17 protein-coding genes and 3 pseudogenes are annotated in these 25,211 nt (G+C 57.6%); 16 read left to right on the forward strand and 4 right to left on the reverse strand.

The features are described 5' to 3' along the window. Window positions 1–7: 7 nt before the first annotated feature. Window positions 8–679 (reverse strand): hypothetical protein, encoded by a 672-nt coding sequence (locus AC0NID_RS14435; protein WP_473454615.1) that lies wholly within the window; start codon window positions 677–679, stop codon window positions 8–10. Window positions 680–1,065: 386 nt separating this feature from the next. Between AC0NID_RS14435 and AC0NID_RS14440 the strand changes: the two genes are divergently transcribed. After that, on the forward strand, window positions 1,066–3,282 hold the full coding sequence (locus AC0NID_RS14440) for a hypothetical protein (protein WP_473454616.1): 2,217 nt from the start codon (window positions 1,066–1,068) through the stop codon (window positions 3,280–3,282). Window positions 3,283–3,330: 48 nt separating this feature from the next. Continuing rightward, a complete protein-coding gene (locus AC0NID_RS14445) occupies window positions 3,331–4,239 on the forward strand; it encodes a hypothetical protein (protein ID WP_473454617.1) in 909 nt (302 codons plus the stop codon). Between the two features lie 21 nt (window positions 4,240–4,260). On the opposite strand, the gene AC0NID_RS14450 is transcribed toward AC0NID_RS14445, so the two are convergent. Then, the gene (locus tag AC0NID_RS14450) at window positions 4,261–6,267 is read right to left on the reverse strand and encodes a DNA/RNA non-specific endonuclease (RefSeq protein WP_473454619.1); all 2,007 of its coding nucleotides are present in this window, start codon (window positions 6,265–6,267) and stop codon (window positions 4,261–4,263) included. 441 nt (window positions 6,268–6,708) lie between these two features. Next, the gene (locus AC0NID_RS14455) at window positions 6,709–7,467 is read right to left on the reverse strand and encodes an MFS transporter (RefSeq protein ID WP_473454620.1); all 759 of its coding nucleotides are present in this window, start codon (window positions 7,465–7,467) and stop codon (window positions 6,709–6,711) included. A 336-nt stretch (window positions 7,468–7,803) separates the two neighbouring features. On the opposite strand from AC0NID_RS14455, the gene AC0NID_RS14460 reads away from it, so the two are divergent. The 6 genes from AC0NID_RS14460 to AC0NID_RS14485 are packed head-to-tail and all read left to right on the forward strand — an operon-like array spanning window position 7,804 to window position 15,806. Continuing rightward, on the forward strand, window positions 7,804–9,087 hold the full coding sequence (locus tag AC0NID_RS14460; protein WP_473454621.1) for a hypothetical protein: 1,284 nt from the start codon (window positions 7,804–7,806) through the stop codon (window positions 9,085–9,087). Between the two features lie 56 nt (window positions 9,088–9,143). Continuing rightward, window positions 9,144–10,388, forward strand: a complete 1,245-nt coding sequence (locus AC0NID_RS14465) for a hypothetical protein (protein ID WP_473454622.1) — start codon at window positions 9,144–9,146, stop codon at window positions 10,386–10,388. Then, window positions 10,378–11,691 (forward strand): hypothetical protein, encoded by a 1,314-nt coding sequence (locus tag AC0NID_RS14470; RefSeq protein WP_473454623.1) that lies wholly within the window; start codon window positions 10,378–10,380, stop codon window positions 11,689–11,691. The genes AC0NID_RS14465 and AC0NID_RS14470 overlap by 11 nt, the downstream gene beginning before the upstream one ends. Before the next feature lie 2 nt (window positions 11,692–11,693). Further along, window positions 11,694–12,851 carry a trypsin-like serine protease gene (locus tag AC0NID_RS14475; RefSeq protein ID WP_473454624.1) on the forward strand — a complete coding sequence of 386 codons (1,158 nt, stop codon included), beginning with the start codon at window positions 11,694–11,696 and terminating at the stop codon, window positions 12,849–12,851. Next, entirely contained in the window at window positions 12,835–14,814 is a 1,980-nt protein-coding gene (locus tag AC0NID_RS14480) for a caspase family protein (protein ID WP_473454625.1), read from the forward strand. Before AC0NID_RS14475 ends, AC0NID_RS14480 begins: the two co-directional genes overlap by 17 nt. Window positions 14,815–14,864: 50 nt before the next feature. After that, a complete protein-coding gene (locus tag AC0NID_RS14485) occupies window positions 14,865–15,806 on the forward strand; it encodes a serine protease (protein ID WP_473454626.1) in 942 nt (313 codons plus the stop codon). A gap of 450 nt (window positions 15,807–16,256) precedes the next feature. Here AC0NID_RS14485 and AC0NID_RS14490 read toward each other — a convergent pair whose 3' ends face one another. After that, window positions 16,257–16,973: a hypothetical protein gene (locus tag AC0NID_RS14490; protein WP_473454627.1), complete on the reverse strand. Its 717-nt coding sequence runs from the start codon at window positions 16,971–16,973 to the stop codon at window positions 16,257–16,259. 296 nt (window positions 16,974–17,269) lie between these two features. Between AC0NID_RS14490 and AC0NID_RS14495 the strand changes: the two are divergent. From AC0NID_RS14495 to tnpC, 8 genes and pseudogenes are all read left to right on the forward strand, one after another. Further along, window positions 17,270–17,638, forward strand: a pseudogene (locus AC0NID_RS14495) (integrase core domain-containing protein); the annotation flags it as partial. A gap of 156 nt (window positions 17,639–17,794) precedes the next feature. Further along, window positions 17,795–19,993, forward strand: coding sequence for a biotin/lipoyl attachment domain-containing protein (locus tag AC0NID_RS14500; protein WP_473454628.1), 2,199 nt, complete (start codon window positions 17,795–17,797; stop codon window positions 19,991–19,993). Window positions 19,994–20,060: 67 nt separating this feature from the next. Continuing rightward, window positions 20,061–20,891 (forward strand): hypothetical protein, encoded by an 831-nt coding sequence (locus tag AC0NID_RS14505; RefSeq protein ID WP_473454629.1) that lies wholly within the window; start codon window positions 20,061–20,063, stop codon window positions 20,889–20,891. A gap of 314 nt (window positions 20,892–21,205) precedes the next feature. Continuing rightward, window positions 21,206–21,253, forward strand: a pseudogene (locus AC0NID_RS14510) (hypothetical protein); the annotation flags it as partial. Between the two features lie 139 nt (window positions 21,254–21,392). After that, window positions 21,393–22,838 carry an IS4 family transposase gene (locus AC0NID_RS14515; protein WP_473459517.1) on the forward strand — a complete coding sequence of 482 codons (1,446 nt, stop codon included), beginning with the start codon at window positions 21,393–21,395 and terminating at the stop codon, window positions 22,836–22,838. Between the two features lie 94 nt (window positions 22,839–22,932). Then, window positions 22,933–23,286: an IS66-like element accessory protein TnpA gene (gene tnpA / locus AC0NID_RS14520; protein ID WP_473459485.1), complete on the forward strand. Its 354-nt coding sequence runs from the start codon at window positions 22,933–22,935 to the stop codon at window positions 23,284–23,286. Further along, window positions 23,283–23,630, forward strand: coding sequence for an IS66 family insertion sequence element accessory protein TnpB (gene tnpB, locus AC0NID_RS14525; protein WP_473459487.1), 348 nt, complete (start codon window positions 23,283–23,285; stop codon window positions 23,628–23,630). Before tnpA ends, tnpB begins: the two co-directional genes overlap by 4 nt. Before the next feature lie 66 nt (window positions 23,631–23,696). Continuing rightward, window positions 23,697–25,157: pseudogene (tnpC, locus tag AC0NID_RS14530) on the forward strand (IS66 family transposase); the annotation flags it as partial. Window positions 25,158–25,211: the final 54 nt, after the last annotated feature.

Genomic DNA, 25,211 nt, shown 5'->3' on the forward strand with positions numbered 1-25,211 from the left:
CATCGTTCTAGGCCGGCACGTTCACCTGTACGCGTTGGATGCGTGGCTCTGCACCCGGTTTTGGGACATCGGATATGTCGACGAATTGTAAATCGCAGAGTTGATAGGTGATCTTGACATTCTGCTGGGAGCCTTCCGGGAGAGGAAGCCCGCCCTGGGAGTCAAAGCGGATGATCTTCGTGGATTCGCCGTCGACGGTCGTATTGTCTGCGGTCGTAATAAATATCTCTGGATATGATTGACCAGAGCTGTCCACTACCTGCTTGCCATCTTTGGTATAAGAATAACACTGGTATCGCTTGAAAACGATCGCCGACCTGAGCCCGTAGTTCACGAACAAGATTTCAACATACCCGGCCTCCCCGGGGTTGGACCCTCCGCCCACAAAGCTGGCAGCCAAAATGGCACGATTTTCCGTCACTTGTTTGGTTAGCGCCGGAAGTCCGACGACCAGAAATGTGGCGATTGACGCCAAACCAGTGATTATAGCCAAGACCGTTGACGCGTTCCCAAGATTGCCCCACCAATTCTTCTTTTGAGATGTGCCACAGTGAGGACACTTTCCAGCGCCGTGTTCGATTTTGAGCCGGCACGCCACGCAGCGGTCTTCTGAGAAATCTGCAGCCTGATGTGTCACGATTCCCCCTCTTTTAAGTTGGCGTAATTTATAAGGCGCCACGGACATCTCGACGCGGTGGCGTGTATAGTATGGAGTCTGGAATTGCAAACACGCGCAATTTTACTTGCATCTATGCGGCGTTGCGGAAATCGAGGTAATGTATATAGTCGTGCTTCCCCGGATACATAGACGGCGCATTTTTATCAGCAGGTTTATCGCACTTCCACCACCACAACTGTTAAATCAATATAGAAAAGACTAAATCATGATATTTATCAGGTACTTGTGACGTTCTGGTAGATAGAGGAGGAGTCGCTACCTGTTCCGCAACTGATAATCAGTAGCAGACTTTTGTTTTTCGTACCAGAGAGTCTATTTGGCGCCCTCTCATTGTTGTATGGATCAAGCAATCGCGTTCAGTTGCCTCGAAGGTCAGAGCGAGTTCGATGGGGGTAAAAGACGGGCGACAGGACCAGAACTCTACGGCGGAACGCTTGCTGCCATGTGACATCGTCATGGCAGGCGGGGTGACTAGCGGTGTCATCTATCCTGGTGCGGTGGCGATGATCGCCCGCCGATATTCGTTCCATTCGATAGGAGGCACCTCTGTTGGCGCGATCGCCGCAGCGGTCACCGCTGCGGCAGAATACGGACGCCGAACGGGACGCAATCCACAAGCGTTCGAAGACGTTGCCGCGATGCCCAAAAGTCTCGGCGACGTCGCACCGGATGGACATTCGCGGTTGTTCCATTTGTTTAGCCCCGAGCCAGCAACAAAGCCGCTGCTTGCTCTTGTCACGCCACTCATGAGCGCTAGGAATTTCAGCGGAAAGTTCATTGGCATACTCGCTGCATCCCTATCGGCCTGGCCGCTCGCGCTGGTGATGGCTGTTACATTGCTGGCAGGCGTTGCGCTGGTCGTGCACCAAATCGTCGGCGGACAAGCGATTCTTACTGTAGTCAGCCTGATCGCTGCCCTGTGCCTTGTGCTGGTCTGTTGGCTTGTGATGCTCATCACCGTTCTGGTGCGCCGCTGGCTGCCCCTATGGCGCGCCAACGGGTATGGGATCTGCACAGGGAAATCGGCACCGTCGTTCTCGACCAATCGGGCCGTCGTAACGTTCGAGGGTCTTTCGCCATGGATGCACCGGGTTGTGCAGTCCGCCGCAGGGCGAACCATTGATGACGCGCCTCTGACGTTTGGCGAATTGTGGAGCGCGCCGGAAGCGGCTGGCGGAAAGCCGGGCGGTCACGGCCCGGTGGCACCCCGTTCAATCGATCTTGCGATGATCGCCAGTGACATCAGCCGCAATCGTACCGTCCAACTCCCGTTTCTGGAATCCCCTTCACCCATCTACGCGGATATCGAGACCCTGCGCCGGTATTTCCCGGCCAAGGTCGTTGACTGGATCGAGACCAAAGCCGGCGACTATGAGGAACGGCACCAGAGGCAGGAAGGATGGATAAGGCTCCCGCGGCCACAGGATCTGCCGCTCGTCTTCGCTGCAAGATTGTCGCTGAGCTTTCCCGTGCTCCTTTCTGCTGTTCCACTTCTCACGCCGGACTTTGCGAAAGGTAAGATGCCCGACGGCAAGATTCCTCTGCGGTCTGTTTGGTTCTCGGATGGCGGGCTGACATCGAACTTCCCCATCCATTTTTTCGACAGTCCGATCCCGTCGAGGCCGACCTTCTGCCTGAACCTCATCGGCTATGGCGCGGGCGCGCCGACCGTCGTGACGGATGCACAGCAGCGGGAAGAGGAGCCCCACGACCATTCAGCGAACAAAGCCATCGAGCACCCTCGGGATGTTCGGCGCGCCGCCAAGAACAGGCCGGACGTCACCCCGGTCGGTGACCCGAAGCCCCGCGACCCGGTGTGGGAGTTTATTTCGATGGCTAAGGGAAATCAGTTTTCTCCGGCCCCTTTTACCGCGTTCGATACTGCACCCGGCCTCGGCTTGGTGGCGTTCTTCACAGCGCTTTTGAACACGGCAAGGTTTTGGAACGACAATCAGATGCTTCTCGCGCCTGGAACACGCGACCGAGTCGTGAACATCGCATTGCGCGACGACGAAGGCGGCCTTAACCTCGATATGGACGCCAAGGTATTGAGTGATCTTGATTTGAGAGGTCGCGCTGCAGGTCTTCTGATCGCCGCACGCTTCGACCCGGAAGCGAAACGCGATCCTGAAAGCGGCGCCAAAAATGTCGAGGTTTTCGCCAACCACCGATGGGTTCGGTACCGCAACGCTATGGCAGCATTTGAAGACATCTCTCGACGCTTTGCCACATCGAGGCGAAAGTCCGATGCGGCGGCGGTCGACCGCAATGAGTCTCTGCTGGACCGAATGATCGAGGGAAATGCCAGCGAGAAGCTGGGCTATCCGGCTCCTGCCGGAGCCCGCGGCTTCTATCGCAAGTACACTGACGCGTTGGAACAGCTCGCACAGGCGATGGCCGATGCCACGAGAGCCGACCCCGACAATACATTCGATCGGCCTCGATCATATCGCGAAGGAAGCTCCAGAGCGCCGGCTGGTGCTGCGCCGCGGCCAAAGATGCGGATCAGGTTGAGGCCGATAGCCGACAACGATCCGCGCGCCGAGTACGCCGACCTTCCAGCGACGTCTCCGCCGAAGCGTGACGAAAACCCTCCTACATAGTTTGAAAAGTCCGGAATATTGGTGTGCGTCAATGCGACAGATGTTTGGATGACGATGATGCATCACGTTCTCAAAACCCGCGAATACAAACTGCTATTGGAGTTTTCGCGTTTCGATGCGAATCCGACGTTGGAGTTGGCCAACTCATTCTGGGATCAGAGGATCAAACCTACGATAGAAGGTAGGCTTGGCACGCGCGGGAGGAATTCCAGGGCCGAGGAATGGTTCGGGGCAGCCGAAGTGAAATCGGTTAGGTTTTGGGACACCTCCGCCTGCCTGTTGACGCGATGCAACTACGCGCTGAGGGAACGGGTCTCGAACAAGAAAGATGCCAGCCGCAAACAGCAGCGCGAAATCACCCTCAAGCTTCGCATGCCAGACATGTTTGTCGTCGCCGCGACGTCGCTGCGTGGCGTGCACGGCGCCAAAACCGCGTTCGAGGAGGACATCGCGCCGTTGGAAGTTGCCGATCAGAGCCATCCAACCCCAAAGGTTGCGATCTCGATGCCCAGATCGATACGCAGCCGATTTTCGTTGTCCACCTCGATCAAAGGGGTAGCATCCGAGCCCTCTACACTCTCGCATGCGGCAGCGCTGTTTCCGACGCTGCTGACTAATTTGGAAGCACAGGGCGCGCTTGCCTCAAGCAACAGCCAGCTTCAGCATGGCCCGGCTATCCAGGAACATGTTTTCAAGGGGGCCAAAGTCAGGTTGGCGAGCGGTACAACGGGAGAGTTTGCCCTCACGATCTGGCATTTCGCGCAACCGCAACCGGTACCTAGCGTAGCCGAAATATCGTTCAAATGTAGCTTCGAAAACGGCACAATGCCGGGCGCTGCGGCGCGGCGGGCATTTGACCTGTTCATCGGCCTCCAGGAAGACCTCGGAAATTGGCTCGATTTGCCGCATCCGAGTAAAACCGAACTCGCCCTTCCACTTGCATGCAGGAGCGAATAGGCGCCGCCGGAAACACTCCCTTCAAAATGCAATATCGTTCGCACCTCGGATCGGACGGGAGGATTCGATCGCAGTCGTCTCGACACTGCCCATACGATCAATCTTGCGCAGCCCGCCAAAATCGAGGCCGGTTAATTCCTCGATGAGTTTGATCGGGCGCTGAAACACACGCGCCTCATCGACGCTGTAGGGATTGTATCTGGTCGTCTCGAAGATAGGCGCGATCGTCGACGATTGCTCTACGACGAATCCAGTTACGGAAGGTGTGCCGTCGGGCCGCTTGAAGACGCATATCTTCCAAAAGGACCATGGGATTTGCCACGGCCCCCCTTTCAAGCCTTCGCCGTAGAAATTGTCGTCCGGCCGCAGGATCGGTCCTGTCATAACCGTCGCCTTCTGTGCGCGCGTGTCCGCGCGGGCGAGCACGAAATCCTCCAGATTGCCCCAGGTTTCGCTGTTATAGATGTGCTCCTGCGGCGCCGCGTTCGTATAGTGGAACGTATCGGCGCCCGCCCGGTCCGCAACATCCTGCGGTCCCCAGACCGGATCGAGGCGACGCACCAGATGGCCACGATCGATCTGGATGCCTTTCCCGGGAACCTTGCCGTAAATGTCTGCCAATGTCTGTTGATTGGCTGGAAGTCTGTCATCCCGGCGCCAGCTTGGCGATTTCGCGGACTTCAGCTTGTTGCCGTCGATGTTGACTGCTGTCCAGATCGCAAGCCTACGGTCCACATTCATGGCCAGGCTGAAATGCGTGTAGTTGAACACAGTCTTGTCATTGGTGGTGTTCTTCGCCAGCGTTCCTTTGAAACTAGAACCTGTTTTCGGCAAAGGGACGACGAGGTCCGCCCCGAGGAACTTTGGATCGTAGCCGAGCGATTCCGCAAAAGCCGGATCGGTGAAACGGGTTGTTTCAAAGGCCGTATCCTCAGGAACATTTGGGACCGTTTGCCAGTTCTTCGGCGTTGTGTCGGCTAGTGCAGGGCGCGGTCGGTAGGCGGCACGAGGTTCATAGGAGAGCATCGCCATGATCTTTGCAGCGTCCGCGCTGAACGGAGCGTCCGCCTGGAGATGTGCCCATAAGGCGCTAATGCGGATGCCCTCATTGGCGATCCACTTTTTGGCACTTTCCCCGTCGGCTTCAGTCCAGACCTTTCCCTCCTTGGTCAAGGGGTCGCCCTTCTGGTTCCGATCAACGATTGCTTGATGGTGAATTGCGACCAGATCCCATTGGTCGTTGAAGACCGGCGCCCCGGACGAGCCTCGCTCCGTGTCAGCTGTATAGTGTATGAAAGCCGGATTGATGTTCGGGAATTTCGTTTGGTCGAGCGCCACTATCCGATTTTCACGCACCACCACTTGCTTGGTTCCGCCTTCCGGATGCTGGATGATCGAGACATGCTCGCCCGTGATCCCCTTACCGCTCATCGGGATCAGCGGCAGCACACCGAAGTCGGTTATCGGCGTTCCATCGTGGCCCATCGGTGAGATGGCGACGATGGTAAAATCAAGGTCGACACTCGTATAAAATGCCTCGATTGGAGCGAACGGAAAGATGCGGCCACGTCGCTCGACGAAATTCGTGTCGAGTTCGTAGCCAAATTCCGCCAAGCTACGGCTTGCCGTTTCCGGGTCAGGAAGGACGTGGTTGTTCGTCACCAACAGTGCCGGCGTGACAAGGAAACCAGTCGCATAATCTGGCGGTCCGCCTGCCATTCCGAGGGTCTTAATGCGGCAGACAGCTTTGGCCGTTTGAACGCCGCGCTCAAAGAAGTTGATGCTGACGATATCGCGCTTGCCGATCAGCCGTTCGAACGCGCTCGGATCGTTGCGATTGATCAGATCGAGCCTAACGGCGATACGATCCGGCCTGTCAGTGCCAAGCACCTTCGCAGGAACGGAGTCCGACGACGCGCTCTTCTTCTTCTGATCAGCAACCGTTTGATGTTCGATCGCCTCCTTGGCCGCCAGACTCGTATCTCGCTCTATTCTGAATGCCTTTTTCGCGTCCTCAATCTTTGCCATATGGCCCCCACCTTGCAGTGCGATTCAGAAATTGCTTTTTTGTCGATCGACCAGTTCAGCGTCCGCTGCGATCACGCAATGTGTTGCTGAGAAGGTTGGTCAGCCGCGCGCCAGCCGGCGAGACTTCTGCATCGCAAGCGTGCTGTCGAATTTGGATCTTCTGGAAACCGTATGCGATGGCTGCCACCTCCATGTGGCCCGGAGGAGAGAGAAATCACCAATATCCGCAAGAATGTCTATGAAAGGATCTAGCATCTTTTTCCCCCAAATGCCGGCCCGGACAGTTCACAACGCTAACGTACCTCTGCAATACGTTCGGCACAAGCTTTGCGTCGCGCAGCAAACGAAGATCGGGAAAACTTCCAATTTTGTTGATCCGACGAAAGTTATTTCTTGAATGCAAGTTTGGTTTTAGTCGGCAGACGGCGGCACAAGACGATCTTACTTCTCACCAATGGCGTCAGGGATTCTAGGACATTGCCGAGGCGGAGCCGCAGTTATACTAGCGAGTAAGTTAGTGATACTGATATTGCGGGAGTAAGAATCCAGGAAAACCAATCGTGGTAACAGCGCGTGGGGAGCGTAAATGACTGAAATCACTTTGAAAGTGTTTGCAAATGCCCTCCCACCGAGCCCTGGCGCTGCTCCATTGATTGAAGCGGCCTTCCGCAAGCGTTGCTGCGCCAAGGCAATACCGGCGAAAGCAGCGATGCCGATCAACCCGATCAGCACGTTGATCCACAGTGCCGGGAATACGCCCACTCCCGCCATAATAAAAGTAAGGCTGAACGGCGCGAACGCGGAACTGAATTGCCGCGCTGCCGTGATCCAGCCGACATGCGCGCCGTAGCCGGCGCGGCCGAACAGTTCGAGCGGCAGCGTACCGCCGACAATGCTCATGAGCCCTGAGCCGAGCCCGAACAAAACCGCGAACACGATCGCGCCCGGGATGGAGGGCGTGGTCATGAGCAGGACGGCAGGGCCGAGTGCCAGCGCTGCGGTCGCGCCGAGCGCCAGCCAGGTCTGTGGCACACCGCCGCCAAACAGCATGTTGATCAGGCGGCTCGCGACCTGCGAAGGCCCGAAAAGGCTTGCCACGAACACGCCCGCCGCGCCGAGGCCGACCGCCGCCGTCAGCGGCACCATGTGGACGAGAACCGCGGAGAGCACCAAGCCTTCGACGGCAAATCCTGCCAGCATGAGCAAGAGCAGCCGTTAAGACCTGCGGCAGACGACGTTCGAATTCATGCCGCCCGTTTCCCGGGTGCATTTGGCTTGCTCACTGATATTCTCGAAACATGATTTCGCCGTGGCGTTTCGCGCCCCGCCTAGCGTGTGACATCGGCCAAAATGGCGTTGCCTGACTTTGACTATTGCACCACAGACTCCATCGAAAAATAAAAGCCAGTATCCTCTAGGACTGCGGGTCCAAGGCACGAGCATCTCTGTCAAAAAAACGGGGGATAACGTGTGCCGGTAGGTGCCGTGGATAAGTAGAATCAAGTCTTTTACCTGCAGAGCTTGAGGGATCAGGTGGTGGGTGAAGTGCGGCAACTGCTACGCAGTCTCCTGGTGGCCTTGGCACTCGGGGCGCTTTCGAACTTCTCAGCCGCCCAGGAATTATCTCGTACCCACAACGATGAAATACTTGCCGAAATCGGTGCTGTCCGCGATGCCCTGGCTGCGGCGCAGCAGCAGTTCACGTCCCTCGGCGAACAACTGCAAAAGTTGAACGCCGAAGTCCGCGCCCTAAACGGCGACGTGATCAGTCTCAAGGGCAGTGGGGTTGTCCTCAAAGAAGGAGTTTTGCCGACTGTCCCACTGGAGCGCGAGTTGAAAGCGCTAAACGAGCAAGTTGAAACCCTTGACGCCGCGCGGACGGCAATTTCAGCACAAATCGACCTTGTTTTCGATGCGATAGTGAAGATGCGGCTGGGGGACGGACAAGCGACGGCTCTTGAACTCCATGCCTTTGTTCGCCGACTCGTATCGACCGCTTCCGAGCTGATGACCAACGAAGGGGTTAGGACGGACGAAGCCAAGCTTGAAGCAACCGCACAGGCATCGATTCGGAAGGCACTTGTTTCTTTCGATCAGAAACGCCGCGAATTTGAGACGGCGATTTCGACCGCGCCATCGCCGCCATTCGTGGTCGACTTAATGCGAAAGCTCGACAACGAGCTCTCCGCGCTCACGCCTCAACAAGCAAATGCAATAGGCGGTGCTAGGGATGCGGCGGTCGCGCTCGCGACCAAGCTGGCCGGCATTTTTTCGAAAGTTGAAAACGGCGAGGTTGTGAGAACGGTTGAGAGTATCGCTAAAGCTGCTGCGGAACTCACTGCGAAACTGCCGACAAAGGGCACCGCCAATGACGAGGGGCTTAAGAAAGTTCTTCTTGCTGACGACAAGTCTTTCAAAGCGCTTTCCGATTTGGAAAAGAAGCTGGATGACATGGACCTAGGAAGCGCTGGTGCCGCTGTCCGAATCCTTGAAGCGAAGATCGGCGACACTTACCCGGAAGCCCTAATTCGATCCCGCTGGTGTGACGCAACGGCGGCAATGCGCAAGCTTTGCGACCGGAAAGCGAATTGCGACATACCGGCCGACTATCCAACAAAACTCTGCGGTTTCGACCCGGCTCCCTCAGCAGACCCACGTCACCGTGGTGTTTTTGTTCGCTACGTGTGTTTAAGGGCAATCGATGCCAATTTTGTTGGCACCTACCCAATCGAAGAAGGAGTGACGAAGAGCAACCTGACCAGATATCGCAACCAATACGTGGTCATCCGCGGCGGGGGAGCGATCCTTTGCTCATCATGAACCGGTTACTCCTAACGCTGCTTGCACCGGTTCTTTTTTTGAGCGGATGCCAAGTAATGGATTCCACGCTTGAGTACGCACCGACGGCCGATGGCACAATCCAGCAGCGATGTAACTCAGCACTTGGCTATTACTCACTGCCGTACTCGACGGTGAAAGTTCGGATACTGCAAGCCTTCAGAAAGGACACGCTTGTCCCGGCTTCCCCTCCGTTCATGGATGTGTTCGAGCCAACGCCACATCCCGATCGCCAACACCGTTTTTGCCTTGATTTTCTTGAATCGGCGCTCTCCGACGACACTGTCGAAGTGTACTATTCGGGGCAAGGCAATGCGGACAGGGTCGATCCGACGGCAGCTGCTTCTGCCGTCTCGCCGAATGGCCTGCTGGAGCTGATAGTTTCGAAAAATGTCGATCGAACCGGCGAGATTATCCAGAAAATCCTTCGTCTGATTTTTATCCTGGTCTCCGGCAGCCCTGGCGACGGGTTCGGCCGAACCTCAGCCAATGTCGACACGCGTCTCTTGACCGAACAGGACTTTGATCCATTCGACCCTAGCTCCCTTGCCAAGCTGAATAGCAGCATCCGCCAGTTTGGATTTTGCGTAACCTTGGGAGCCTACACGTACGACACGAGCACCATTTTGCCGAACGAATATTGCAACGACCCGGAGAGCGCGCTCAGGCCGGGCGGGCAGTCGTTGTACCTACAAGCGGCTCGCGAACAGAAGTACCTGGTAAAGGACTTGCCGACCGGGGTTTTTTACCGGCCTCGACAGGGTTATTCGGTGTTCGTTTTTGTTCGGGATGATCCTCAGGTCTCATCTTGGGAGCTGCGCAAGGTTGATACGGTTCAGCTCGAGAATATTTCACCCATTATCGCACTGCGCGTTAACCGGGCGGCCTTCGCTGAACATCGAACTGTGATGGCCTTCAACAACGGCAACCTTCTCGATTTCTGCATCTCCAAAGGAAGCGAAGTCAGTGGCTTTATCGAAATTCCGCTCGATATCGTCTACGGCATCGTCAGCATTCCATCGGCAACCATAACGGCGGAACTCAGCTTGAAAAGCGGCCAGAAGGGGTTGCTTGAAGCTCAACAACAAGTCCTGGCTGCGCAACAAGCCTATCTCGACTTCATCGTCAAATCCTCGGCTGCCCAACAAAAAGTTAGTCCGGGCACTCCGCTCGTTGCGAAGGACTTTTCGTTCGGGGCTGCGGCCGCATTCAACAATCCAGCCCTCTCGCGCCCAACCGATGGCGACACCAATATTTGTGGTTTGATCAAAAATGCGTCCTGATCGCCGCCCCAAGGCGGCGATCGCCGCAGTTGCTGTAGCCGCCGCCCTCGCTGGTTGCAACGTTTACAGTACCACGCCCCTAAATGCCTATGCACAAATTGAGAACCCAACTACCTGCAACACCACGGCGGGATCCTACGCCCTGCCAAAGGGAGAGCTGCAGCTTAGAATCATCCAGAAGAAGGCTGCGGATGGCGCTAAGTGGTATGAGCTTGAATATGGATTGGCGACGGGTGGCACGCCGGCCGTCACGCCGACAGTCGCCTTTAGCGCCGATTCCAAGCAAATATACTGCATCGATTTCCTTTCCAACGCTTTCTACAAGGACGCAATTCGGGTAAAGCGCAACAACGCGCAACTACTCGAACGCGTTTACAGCAACGCTGACGATCAGTCCGACGAAATTGTGAAAAAAGTTGCTGAGGGTGTAGGCGTCGCGATCGCCGCTGCTACAGGCGCCCGGAGTTTCGGCAAAGAGGATGACAAAGTCGATGTCGTTCAGCTGAGGTTCGATCCGTTTGATGAAAACCTTCTGACACAAATCAACTCGGCGATTTATTATACCGGCTACTGCATCTACATCGACCCGGATGGCGACCCTTACGTACCTTTCTGGATGCACAATCAGTGCACATCCAAGAAGGTTTCGGAGCGAGCTGTAAAAGCACACACTACTGGGGGCGCCGCGGCGGCAAAGTCAGCCGCTGCGGGCTCCGATCGTTTCAACATATTCTACAAGCCGCTGCTACCACACACGCTCGTCGTATTACGGAAGGACGATCCAACCTCGGGCAAACCCTGGCGAGTCTATAAGCGAACCGTCATCGAACTGCCCAATCGCTCGCCGCCCTTCATGATCGAAGTCAAGCGTGGCCTGTTCATCAACCGAAAGACCGACGTCACCTTCAAAGAAGGAATGTTGGAGTCAGTCGCGGTCGATAAGGACAGCGAACTGAATGCGTTTGCCGACGTGTTTGTTCGCATAGGACAAGTCGCAGTTCAGATTCCCGCAAAGGCCCTAATAATTTCAACCAGCGAGGCCAAAAACCGCGAAGCGCTCATCCGTGCGAACCTTGACCTAATTCAGACCCTCACGGCGCTGAAAGCGGCGCAAAACGCGTATGCCGATCGCGTTGCTGGACTCACCCCCGATCAACGGGCTGAAGCGTTAGCGGCTGGGCTTGATCTCCGGTCAGCCGGCCGGAATGCACTTTCGCTCGAAGCCTGCATTCAAAGTGGCGCGCTTACCGCAATCGAAGACGTCGAGGCCCTCTGCCGCTCCTATCTTGCTGGGGAGGAGTAAGGATGCTGGCGCCGGTTGCTCCTCACCTTCGTGTCTGGCGCCAATACCGAACCGCGAGCTTGCTTCTAATGCTCACGGTGATCGTTGCTTCGTTAAGCAGCTCAGCACTCGCAAATATCAGTTGCGTTGGCGAGGGCGTGCTGTGGTCCGATTTCGACAAGTTTCAAAGTCTTTTACCCGATGAGGCGCAGCGCGCACTTTCCGAGCAGCTTGATTGTGTTCTCGATATGTCAAAGTCCTTCGTCACCGACCAGAAGGTGATTGGAGGCGATGCCGCCGAGTCGGAAAATTTTGCTGATGTGGTTTTGATTGAGTTTGACAATGGTGATCGTTGTACTGGTGTGCTCATTGCGCTCGACACCGTTCTTACCGCAGGTCATTGCAGCTGTGGTTCGAATTATTCTATCAAGCTTCAGTTTAGGGCCAGAACCACTACGACCGAACCGACATTTGCGCAGTTGATCGTAACGGGCGGTCCTGTACGTTTTCCGGGGTACCAATGCTCGCTACAGCCCGACGTCCAGCCGGGCCGAGACCTTGCGTATTTTCGGATTGAGCCGTGGAGCATTCTAGTCGCAAGTGTGGGGAGTTTTCGAGTCCCTGTCGCACCCACCGTTGAGGTAGGTTTTCAAAATGCTGCGTCGAAGAAGCTTGCCTTAAGCGTAATCCGACCGGCCATTCTCGTCCTGCGCGATCATGATCTTAGAAGCCTCTACTTGGTGGGCTTTGGAAGGACCGAGACGGGCAGGTTGGCGGATGAGATGCGTGCAGCCTATGTCGGAATTCTGTCTCGGTTTTGTGCCTCCGGGAGAGCGTACAAATCATACTGCGCGATGCATCGCGAATTCGCCCTAGCGAGAGGTGGAATTTTGCGGGAGGGGCCAGCTACGGACAGCTGTGGTGGCGACAGTGGCGCACCGGTTTATCGCCTTGACTCGGGTGCAAAGTTTGGATTGGACGGACAACTTCTTACGCCCTCGAAGCGGACACTCGTCGGAATCGTTTCTCGAGCACTCCTCGGTGTAGCGCACGAGTATCCCGGGTTTTGTGGCGGTGGTGGTATTTATACGTCGGTAGGAACTAAGCCGGTGCTCGACTGGCTTAGCGCCGAAGGAATTGCTTTCCAATTTGATGAGAACGCTGATGTTCACGTCGAATAAAAGCCACGGGCGAATTCACAAATCCGCCGTCCGGTCGGCCCTGGTATCAGTCGCGTTGATTGCCTCGACGATCGATTGTTTTGCGCAGCCGGACAATAACAAGCAATATTTAGTCGAGAAGCTTCCGAAGGTTCACGTGATCGCGTTTGCGAACAGCGACTACGAGGAATTGACTGACATCCCCAGCGTCAAACGCGACTACCAACTCATCCGCGAGTCGTTCTCCGGGGAGAACGTTGTCCTTCACGGCGATAACGACGCCGGCGGTTTCGCAACCGACGATGAACTTTGGCAAAAACTCCGTAGTTACCTGTCCAAAATCGAGCCGGGTGACGTCGTTTTCTTCTACTATTCCGGCCATGGTTTTTCGTTCAAGGGTACGAACTACTTGCTGCCACTCAATTATCCGAAAACAACGGTGAATAGCCAAAACCTGTTTCGCTTGGCCACGCCGGTGCATCAAATCGTCAACGCTATGCAGCGCTTCAATCCGAGTGCTGCAATTGTGATGCTGGATACCTGTCGAACCGGGCTCGACCTTGAGATCGACGACAACGGCAAGCGCGAAGCCGCCAAACGAGCGTTTGAACCGATTGCTACTGTCAACAAGGACAGGAAGCTTCCCTTTCCCGTTAAACGGCTGTTTCCAAATGAAGTTGGGGGCGAGGCGGTTGGGCTTTCCACCGATGCACGCGGAAGTTTTTACACGCAAGCTTTTCACGACCTCGCAAAAGAACCGGTGCCCATGCTGGAGTTCGACGGGGCGCTTAGAGACCGGACGATCGAAACCACTCTCTCCCTGCCAGAGCCACTGGAGCCCGAGATTGGAGGTGATCCCTTTGGGTTTTCGCCGAAACCCGCTGATGACGATTGGAAAGAGTTGAAGGACCGATGGCTGGCGGTGCTCGACAAAAAGTCGCCTGATGCGGTTTATTCCTTCCTGAGGCGATTTCCATACAGCCAGTTCTTGGGGTCGGCGCGCAAATACATTTCCGACCAGCCCTTGCCCGATGGTGGTGGCAGCCAAATTGCCCTGGCTGCCAATATCGATCTCGCCTTCGATGCGGGCCGGGACAACTTGATGGTGGGGGTGATCAATTCCGGTTTTCCGGTTCGCTTTACGAGGGTGATGTCTCAAGACGCGGTCGTCAATTTCGAGTCGGCCGTCGAGGGCTCATCGCAAGGTATCGTTACCGGCAAAGACCGGGTGGAGGTTATTGCGAACGCCGAGATCGAAGTCAGGGAAGTGGGCTCAAAACTTCAATTCGATGCGGCCCAATTCCAGAGATATGCCGAGCTCTCGAGTGCGTTCGACATCGACCTTCTTTCCGACGACAGCGACGGCGCCGCAATCCTCGGCACGCTTCCAAAAGGCTTGCCAATTCAAATCGCTGAATATCGTTTTGACGATGCTACCGGCGATCTTTTTGCAAAAGTCGAATTGCCGTACCAGCAATTCGACTTGCCGATACCAATGGGGCAACTGGGAACTGGCGAAGCGACCTGGGCAAAGTTCAGTGCCCCTGTAGCGGAACCCAAGCCGGAAACTTACACGAACATCCTTGGCGTCGCGCGATCCGAGTTGGTCGTAAGCTGGGAGAACGCTGACCCAAGCATTGTGACAGCCGCAGTCGACCAGGAGGTTGATCGTTTGAAGGCAAGCGGACTGACAATCAATTGGGTCTCAATCGCGACGCCTCGCCTCGAAAATCCGCAGGTTCTCGACCTGACGACAGCGCTAAACGCTGAATCGGATGCCGAGAAGCGGTTCGAACTGAGACAGAAGTTAGACGAGCAAGAGACCCTTTTGATGGCTGGGAGTGATGAAAGGCTAATTCGCGCACTCCACGCTCGCTACGCCCTGGTGAGAAAGGGTATCGATTCGAAGGCAATTACGATCGTCAACGGACGGGACGGCGTTGCGGCTGACACGACCCGCCTCCGCTTTTTTACCAACAAATGACTGCGACCTAGGCCCGTTTGGGGGATTCGATGCTATCCCGAAGCCAACTTTTGATCCTGGCAGTGTTTCTGGCAGCCGCCGTATCGGAATCCGTAGCTCAGGAACAGGCGAGTATACCATCAGCTACAGAAGGCGAGGGGTCCGGTGACGAAATCCACGCCCTCCCGAAAATCTTTCTCGGCAAGGATGCCAGCGAGGGGCAGTTCCCATTTCATGCTGCGCTTGGTCGCCACCTCGGCACGGCCGGAGCTTTTGAATATCATTGCGGCGCCAGCCTCATTGCACCGAGATGGCTTGTCAGTGCCCGTCACTGCTTCGATTCTACCGTCAAGGCTGGAAGCTATATCGCATATGTTGGCGGGACGGTTTACGGCGTCGAAGCCGATTCAGTCGGCATTGAGGATGTCCTTTCACTGACAGAGGCCACTTCACCGAACCTTCGCGGTGACATAGCGCTGATCAAACTTTCCGCCGATGCGCCGGCCAATGCAAGGCCGATCGAAATTCAAAGCGAGGACGAATTCACCGCTAGCGGTCATGAAACCAGTGTTGCGAAGTATACAATCCTCGGGATGGGCGCGACCGCACCGGGATCTGGCCCGTCGTATGTTTTGAAGTTTGCCGACAACATCCCTTCGGTCACGACCGAAAATTGTAAGCTGCTGCCTGACAAAGCCACCGGCAAACTTATCTATGGGGACAAGATCCTTGCCGATATGATTTGCGCGGGCGATATCAACAAGCCGATGACGCCCGACGCCTGTCGGGGTGATAGTGGCGGTGGCTTAATCTGGCACCGTGGCGAGGATATGACTCCAATTCTTGCTGGCATCGTCAGCGGTGGCGAAACCCCTGGTGAGTATGGTTGTACCGACGAGCCGCTGAAAGTCGGCCTGTATACAAAAGCTGTTTTTTACAGAGCACAGGTTCTGAGCTGTGTTGCTGATTCCAGCGGTAGCACCTGTAAGTTCGCTTCGATTCTCGTCAACTGACCCCGGACGCGATGGTCCGATGGCCGCGCGACGGCAGCCACTTCATGCGTTTTGATTAATAGACCTGCTCTAACCAGCAGCTTGCGCCGGCGCTGGTGGCAGTTCGCGACAAATGACCTCAGTCGCGTTTGGCCCTTCTCGCGACGTTTGCTCGAATTAGACCCAAGGTACTGCTCGTATTAGAAGGTTAAGAGCGGACATTCAGGGATTTGTAGCAGGCGCGCATCCGCCGTCCGAACGATCGGCTGCTGGCAAGGTTCCTAAACGTTCACGTAGTGGGGGCACGTGCCTGCCCGCGATCGCATGCTATAGAGGCATTCGCGGGAAGAAAGGGGAATGCCAATCAGCGTGTTTTGAAGGGCAATGCACTGCGATTAGGTCGTCAGTGGCCAAGTCGGCGCGGGTCAGAGGCCAACAAAATACTTCGGCGGCGACGTCACAGGGTAGCGGCTAGCAACCCAGCGGCATGGTGCCTGCTGCCATGGCTTTCTTGTATTCGGCTTCGCGTGCGTTGAGCATGTGGCCCAACGCTGCAAAGTCGGTGTCCCCCTTGTCGGGCGGTGCGGCGGCCAGTTGTTGCCTCGCTTCACCGAAACGGTTGCAGGCGGCTGCGACGAACATCTTGAGTAGGAATGCATCCGAGCGTGTCTCCTTTATCCATTCATCCGACGGGGTCCTACCCAGCCCGGCGAGTATCTCGTCGGGGATATCTCCCAGGCTGTTGTTAATCGCGACGAAGGCGTCTGCCCGCTCGCGGTGAACTTCAACTTCGGCGGTCACGTCCTCAAGCTGATCCTTCAGCCCAACTAGTTCCTGGGTTGCTGCATCGACTTGACCCTTCAAGTCCTTACCTTGCCTTTGCAACTCGTTTCTTGATTCGAGCAGAACCGCCTGCTCTGCGTTCAGCGCCGCTTCGGTCTGCTTCAGGTTCACGATCTCGATCTTCATCGAGCCCTTGAGCACCTCGAAGCCGCCTAGCACCAGCGCCGAGATGATGGCCAGGACCGCGCCCGTAACCTTCACGATCTCTACCCGGTCCCAACGGGTGGCGGTGAGGCTGGCGATCTGGGTGCGATAGTAGTCGATCTGGGCGCGCTTCAAGTCATCATCCAGTGGATTGAGCGTTGGCTGATCTTGAGTTGCTGCCCCTGTGCCGCCTGCAGTCATCGAAACGCCCCACGTCCAGAATGATCTTGCGAACCAAAGACCATAGTCACGAATGAGTGGGTTAAGGAAGTCCGCGTCCGCACGAGCCGCTCTATCGCATAGGCAACGGAGCTCGGGTCTCCGCTCTTGCGGATGACGATCGCTCGCGGGCATGACGCCTCAGGCGGAATCGCATGTGGGGAGGAGGCGCGCGCCCCTTTTCCCCCTCAGGCCGCTTAGCCGGCATCCCCTCTTCTGCGGCTGCGCCTTGTGCAGACCGGGGAGGACCCCTCCGGCTGAGGGGGTTGCCCACGCTTCCCGCTGTACGCCACGAGGCGGGGGCGAGCACGCCTGCCGGCGAGCTTGCCGACTGGTTTCACGACCGGGACATCGATCACACCTGCGGGCGCCGAGACATCCTCAAACCCAGGGCAAGATCGAGCGCTGGCACCATACGTTGAAGAGCCGCATCCTGTTGGAGAACTACATCCTCCCGGACGATCTCAAGGGCGCAGATCGCTGCCTTCATTAAGCGCTACAACCATCGCCGCTATCAGGAGAGCCTCGATAATCTTACGCCGGTCGACGTCTACTTCGGCCGAGGCCAGACCATCCTGCTGTACGAGAAAGGACAAGCGAAAGACCATTGAACTGCGGCGCGGCAGCATCGGAAAGCCGCCGCTTAAAATGCCAACCCAGATCAGCCAGGGCCTCTACTAACTCAGACCAAAGTCTCAAATTATCTGACGACTGACAGACCTGCCCACGTGACATCTTGTTAGTTTTGGAGCAGTCTCCCCCAGCAAATTCTTCGCTCAACTACAGCTTTGCGAAGGTGGTCCATGAAAGTGTTATATGTCGCTGCGGCAATTGGAACACTAACGCACTCGTCGTCGGTCGAGGCATTTACGCTCACCGTTTGGCCAGTACAGACCGTTGTAACTATGCCGGTCGCCGGCAAACTCGAAACGCTTCCCTCCGTAGGAGTGGTGGTTCCTCAACCGAGCTATTCGTTTTCGGCGGACCCGGGGCCGGGACTCTATACTGTGCAGGGTGTGTACGATGCCGAGGAAATTTCGCCGCTAGTGGAGTTTACTCCAAGCGGACTGATCGATGACGTGAAGCCGATGTTTGACCGACAGTTAGCCCTGCATGCTCAAATCGATCGCGCTCGTCCGGGTCCGATTTCGATAAAAGCAACTGGCGACCCCCTATGGATCGATAAGGCTCCGGCCTCAGTACGCACTGCACTCGACAGACTTAAAGAGCTGATCATGCGGGTGTTCTGGACTGAAAAGATCAAAGGAGTTCGCTCGACATTCACCCGCGACAGCAATGGCATAGCAAGCATCGAAACGCTTGAGCAAAGAGTTGCGACGCTCCTGGATCCCAAGGGCATCAAGCTTATCTCTGCCATCTCGACGTTCGATCAAGGTACAGTAACACGCTTTTCAACGTTGGTTTTGGCCGATGAGATTCGAGCGAGCCACGGCGTACAAACTCCGTCGGTCATCAACCCATTTGCTCATCACCAGACCATCACCATCACTGACCCGTTGCTTTTCTCGCAGGGGGAGTGGCGAGGGACCTTGGCAACGTTTTCCAACTTCGTGCAGTCGTTTTGCGATGCGTCCGGGGCCTATTGGGTGAAGGTCATCGACGATGGGTTCGTCTCAGAGACAGACATCGAGGCCCTAAGGGAATTCCGAGTATTACCGCGAGGCGGCAGCGCAGACCGTTTTCTCGTCACAGATAGCAGACATCCACGTGAGGTGATCAGAGAACAGTGCGTTTCCACAAACGATAGCTTTGAGACCTACCAAAGAAACTACCGCATGGTTGCACGCATAGCGGCTCTCCATGCAGAGGTGGTGTTTGGCAAAGGCTGGAACTCCGTTGTCCCTGTAGACCTGTCCCAAGACCGCAACGAACAGTTAGCGCGGGCAGCCGCCGAGATCGCCGCGCTAGACTTTGGTTACGATGACGCGATGGTCGAAGCCCATTTGGAAACACTCGATCGCGTCCGTGTTGAGTTCGCTGCCCTTTTGAGTGCGGGCGCGATAAGCGCACTTACAAACCCTAGCGAGCGTGCACAAGGTATGGAGTGGCTTCCGATACCCGAACTCGCGGAGCAAGTGTTCGGCCCACTGATCGCCGATCGAATAATGCCACTCTATACGGCTGCAACGTTCAGAAAGTTCTTGGGCGGCATTAGCGTAACGAACCCTGTCCCAACGCCGCCGCCCGGTGCGGTTCCCAAAATCGCAAACTATCTGAGAGGCGCAGATATCTGGTTTTCCGTCTTGCGGGAGCCGGTCATCAGCGAGCGACGCGCCCTAAACGCCCTAATTGAGTGGCGTGATGGATGGTCCAACGGTGTGAACCTCTACGTGCGCGGTGACTTGGCGGTCGATGTAGATAAGTCTTTTCAAACGTACTGGGAAACCTACAGGCAGAAAATCATAGACTTCGCAACAGCAGTGGAATCGGTAAGTGAACTCCGCTCGCTAAACGATGCCATCATCCAGATAAATGGGATGCTCGGTTACGCAGATTCAAGAGAGCACAAGAGCGGAAGGATCGTTCTTCCGCCAGACACAACGGTAGTTGGAATCAGGGCGAAGCCTGACAATTTCCTTGACCAAGGTTCATCCCTTCTGACCGTCGAAAGTCGCTTTAGACGGCGCGCGCGGGTCGTTCTCTCTACCCAAGAGATGGACTTGTCGGCACTCAATACCGGCGATCGCTTTCGGCTAGAGCTCGACCCATGGCCTGACTCGCGGTTGGTACTGGTGGGCGAGGTCGTCGGAATAGGGCTCAACGACGATGGTAAATGGAATGTAGATTTCATCCTAGGCGTTGGAGTTCCCGTCGCTGAGCTGACAAAGCGCGTGAATGGATTGCCTAGTATTCTTCCTCTGACGTCAGCCATCTGCAGTGAAGAGCTAGGGCTGTTGGAACTTGAGGCTTGCACCGCCGCGGAAGGACTTATGCCTAGATTCGGAGAGATCGATGTCTCGATGGTCAAACTGGCGGACTAGAATACTGCTTGCGCTGGCATGCTGCGCTCAGACTACTGTCCTGACACACGCAGCCTGCAGCTTCAGTGTGGTTGGCTGCGTAGGGACGCAATCGTCCAGCTTCGGCTCTTCAACCCTGCTTTTTCCGCCGGAGCAACTGATCGCCCCTGAGCTTAGATGGGGGGATACTGTTACAGGCAATCTAAACGTCATCCGGAAACAACTTGACACTTCAAGGTACGACGCGGTGGGACTGTGGCTCGATGCAGTCAGCGGTGGGCTCCTCGAGGAGGCCCGCAGACAAAGCCTGTACCACGTAGAAACTGGCGCAGAACTGTATTGGGACTACTCGGTTGACATGCGTAAATCGGGCACCTACCCCCAAGGTAGCGCCGTTGATCCGGGCAACTTCAACTATTACGCAACCGGGTATTTCCTGTTCACCGAGATTCTAAACGACACTGGTCTCGATCCTTCGATCGGTAGTTTTTTGGCCGAGGCTGCATTGAAGTTTGGTGCCGGGGCATACCAGTTCAAATCGGACTTTCTCGGCGGCGAGAACAATAATGTCGCACAGGCCGCTGAAAGGCTAAGGCCTTTCGCTCGATACATGACTCCAGAGATCTTTGTCGGTTCCTGGGTTGCCGAGATCTGGCGTAATCGAACTTGGTATTACGAGGACATCGACGACGTGCACAGCGGGGAGCTTGGGATGCGGTACGTAGACCTCCTCAGACTCGAAGCTGTTGCCCTTTCTGTGGGTTCCGATTTCCGGCTCTCTGATTTGGGGGCTCCCGAGGCCAACAATCCCTATCGGCTTATAGAGCGCGAGGACCTTCGGTTTATGGATGATCTTGATGCGCTCTGGGAGCGGCTACGGTCACCTGACACTGACGCTACAACCCCGGTCCCGGACTAACCGGCGAAGCCATGTCTGCTGAATCCGGGAGGGAGGAGACAGCCGACTCACGTCGAGATAACGTGCGGATATGCACCAATGATGGCTGCTTTCGGGACGCGCTGCAATTGATCCGAACGGCCGATATGAGGCGCGTTGCTGACCGGCAGCCGTGGGGCCGATGAACGAACCGCTGCGCGGGAGGCGCCTGCTTCGCAGGGCCGGCGCTCAGCGGTTCTGCTGGTAGTATTACTCGACGTTCGGCTCGACACCGCGCGGCAATGTCGGCCCGGTTGCCGAGGCGCTGATGAAAGGCGCTCGGAACGAGCCCAACCATCTACTGCCCAGCCTTCCCCGAAAACGGACACTCCGTCTTCATGGGTAATCTCTTCGTCGGTGAACAGCCCCTTGCCGGTACGCCTCCGGCGAGGCTTCCGATTACCCACATCGTCGGCGGGCCTATTGCCTCGTATGAATCTGCCGTGATTCTGTCCGTGACGCCGAATCACGGAGGCGTCAGGGATGCGAGACAAGACCAGCAGCAGCGAAGCCGCTTGGCAGGAGGAAGAGCTTTCTGCGGCGGCCCTTCCCGACAAGCGTCTGGCCCGTCGGCTGCAACGGTTGCTGGATCAGATGTCAGCTGCGCCGGGCAAGCCAATCCCGGCGGCCTGCGGCGACTGGGCGGCGGCGAAGGCGGCCTACCGCTTCTTTGACAACCCGCGTGTGACAGAACATAGCGTTCTCGCTGGCCATTTCGCTGCGACCGCGGCGCGCGTTGCGGCGAGCGAAGGTCCGATCCTTATCCTGCAGGACACGACCGAATTTATCTACAGCCGCGCGCAGCCGGGCAAAATCGGCTTCACCAAAACCATCAACGCCGGGCGCTACAAGGCCGGGCAGCCCAACGTGCTGACCTTGTGCGGGGTGCTGATGCATTCAAGCCTGGCCGTCACCCTCACCGGCACACCCCTCGGTCTGACGGCGGCGAAGTTCTGGACACGAACGAAGTTCAAGGGAACGCTCGCGCTCAAGCGGCACATCAATCCCACGCGCGTGCCGATCGAGACGAAGGAGAGCTACCGCTGGCTGGAGAACCTGCGCCAGTCCATCGCGCTCGTTGGCGCGCCCGAGCGCTGCGTGCATGTGGGTGACCGGGAGAGCGACATCTACGAGCTCTATTGCACCGCGCAGGACCTTGGTACCAGCTTCCTCGTGCGGGTGCAGACGAACAGGCTGGCAGAGCGGCCTGCCGATGCTGCCCCACACGATCCTGCTCATCGCGTCTTTGCCCAACTTGCGGCGGCGCCTTGGGCGGGACGTCATCGCATTACGGTCGATCAGGACGAGACGACCTGGCTGCAGGTGAAGTTCGCCGCCATCAACACCTTGCCGCCGGTGGGCAAGCAGAAGCGCTACAGTCCGCAGGTTCTGACTTACATCCACGCCCTCGAAGAGAATCCGCCGCCCGGCCGCGAGCCGATCGACTGGAAGCTGGTGACCAACCTGCCGGTCGAAGATCTCTCCGTGGCGGTCGAGAAGCTCGGCTGGTACGCCCTGCGCTGGAAGGCGGAGGTGTTCCACAAGGTCATGAAGTCCGGCTGCCGTGCCGAGGAGGCTAGGCTCGAGACCGCCGAGAGGCTGGCGAAGTTCCTCGCCCTCATCGCGGTGGTCAGCTGGCGCATATTCTTCGTCACTATGTCGGCGCGCGCCAAGCCAGACGCCGCGCCCGACAGCGTTCTCACCTTCGCCGAGATCACTGCGCTCGACCGGATCGACGCGTCCCGAATGCGACCGCGCCTCCAACGGCCCACGCTCGCCGCTTACCTGCTGCAAATCGCCATGCTTGGTGGCTATCTCGCCCGCAACCATGATCCGCCTCCTGGCAACATGGTCGTCTGGCGCGGCATGACCCGCTTGCACGACATCGCCTTCGGCATCTCCATTGGATCAAGCCGACGATGTGGGTAATCGGAAGCCGGCGAGGACCGCCTTGCGCGAGCATGGCACGGTAGCGAAGCTGCGCTCTTGAGGTCGTCCTTACGAGCGTAGTTAGCAGCACAGCATGAGCCATGTGACGTTATTGACCGGGCCTGAGCGGCGGCGTCGTTGGAGTGAAGCGGATCAGTGCCGGATACTGGCCGCGGCATTCGCGCCCGGGGCCACGGTGGCGGCGGTAGCGCGTCAGTACGATGTCGCGACCAGCCTGATCTATAAGTGGCGCCGCACGCTGAGAGCCCGCGAGACGGGCTTTGCCGAAGTTGTCGTGGTTCCCGATGAGCCTGTCGCCGCTTCGGTGCGGGCGGCGCCACCAGCGGTGATCGAGCTGGAGGTCGCCGGCAAGGTGCGGCTGCGGATTCCGCTGACCACGCCGCCGACACTGGCGGCGGCGATGGTGAAGGCGCTGGGCGTTTCATGATCCCGGTTCCGAGCCAGGTGCGGATCTGGTTGGCGGTCGGCCGGACCGATATGCGTCGCGGGATGCAAGGCCTCGCTCTGCAGGTTCAGGAGACGTTGGGCCGGGATCCGCATGCCGGCGATCTTTACGTCTTCCGCGGCCGCAGCGGCAATCTGATCAAGATTATCTGGCATGATGGGCTCGGCATGTCGCTGTATGCAAAACGGCTCGAGAAGGGCCGGTTCCTATGGCCGTCGCCGGCGGACGGTACGATTTCCATATCACCGGCGCAGCTCGCCTACATGCTCGACGGGATCGATTGGCGCAACCCGCGTCACACGTTCCGCCCGCAGCGCGCGGGCTGAGTTTTTCTTTGAGTTTGCGCCATTTTCCGCGAGTCAGCGGACGCATTTTATGATTCACTCCGGGGCATGGTTGCCACCGCCCAGGATGCTGTTCCGGACGATATCGGCGCGCTGAGAGCAGCGCTGACCGCGGCGCTGGCCAGAGCCGAAGACGAGGCCGCGCGCGCTGCGCTGGTCGAGGCCGAACTGGCGGTCGCCAGGGCCAAGGCATCGGATGATGCGGCGCTGATCGCACATCAGGATCTGACGATCCGGAAGCTGCAGCGGGCGCTGCATGGTCAGAGTTCTGAACGCTCCGCCCGCCTGCACGACCAGATGGAGCTCACCTTCGAGGAACTCGAGAGCACAGCGACGGAAGACGAGATCGCCGCCGAACAGGCGGCGGCCCGGACCACCGAGGTGGCGCCTTATGTGCGCAAACGACCGGCGCGCCAGCCATTTCCCGAGCATCTGCCGCGCGAACGCATGGTCGAGCCGGCGCCGACCACTTGCCATTGCTGCGGCGGTCATCGGCTGCGCAAGCTGGGTGAGGATATCACCGAGACGCTGGAGGTGGTGCCGCGGCAATGGAAGGTGATCCAACACGTGCGGGAGAAGTTCACCTGCCGCGACTGTGAGGCGATCAGCCAGGCTCCGGCGCCGTTCCACGCCACCCCCCGCGGCTGGGCCGGTCCCGGCCTGCTGGCGATGATCCTGTTCGAGAAGTTCGGCCAGCATCAGCCGCTCAACCGCCAGGCTGAACGCTATGCCCGCGAAGGCGTGCCGCTCAGCCTGTCGACCCTGGCCGACCAGGTCGGCGCCGGCGCCGCGGCGCTGATGCCGCTGTTCAAGCGGCTCGAAGCCCATGTGCTGGCCGCTTCACGTCTGCACGGCGACGATACGACGGTGCCAGTCCTGGCCAAGGGCAAGACCGATACCGGTCGATTATGGACCTATTTGCGCGATGACCGACCGTTCGGCGGCGCCGATCCGCCGGCGGCGGTGTTCTATTATTCCCGCGATCGTCGAGGCGAACATCCCGCGGCGCATCTCGCCGGCTGGAGCGGCATTCTGCAGGCCGATGCCTTTAGTGGTTATGGCGATCTCTATGCGACGGGTCGTCAGCCGGCGCCTGTTCTGGAAGCCAGCTGCTGGGCCCACAGCCGGCGCAAAGTGTTCGAGCTGGCCGATATCGAAGCGGCGGCGCGCAAGAAGGCGCGCGGCGAGAAGCCCAACCTGGTCTATCCGCTCGCGGTTGAAGCCGTGAAGCGCATCGATGCCCTGTTCGATATTGAGCGCGAGATCAGCGGCCTGTCGCCGGCCCAACGCCACGCCGTGCGCCAGGAGCGGAGCGCGCCGCAGGTCACCGAACTCGAGCGCTGGATGATCGAGACGCGCGACAAGCTCTCGCGCGGACACGATCTGACCAAGGCCTTCAACTACATGCTGCGCCGCTGGTCATCCTTCACCCGGTTCCTCGACGATGGGCGGATCTGCCTATCGAACAATGCAGCCGAGCGAGCCCTGCGCGGCATCGCTCTCGGCAGAAATTATGCTCAGGCCCGGATTATGCGCAGTTTGTGTGCGCGACGTTTGGGATGC

The organism is Mesorhizobium sp. WSM4821, assembly GCF_055901555.1.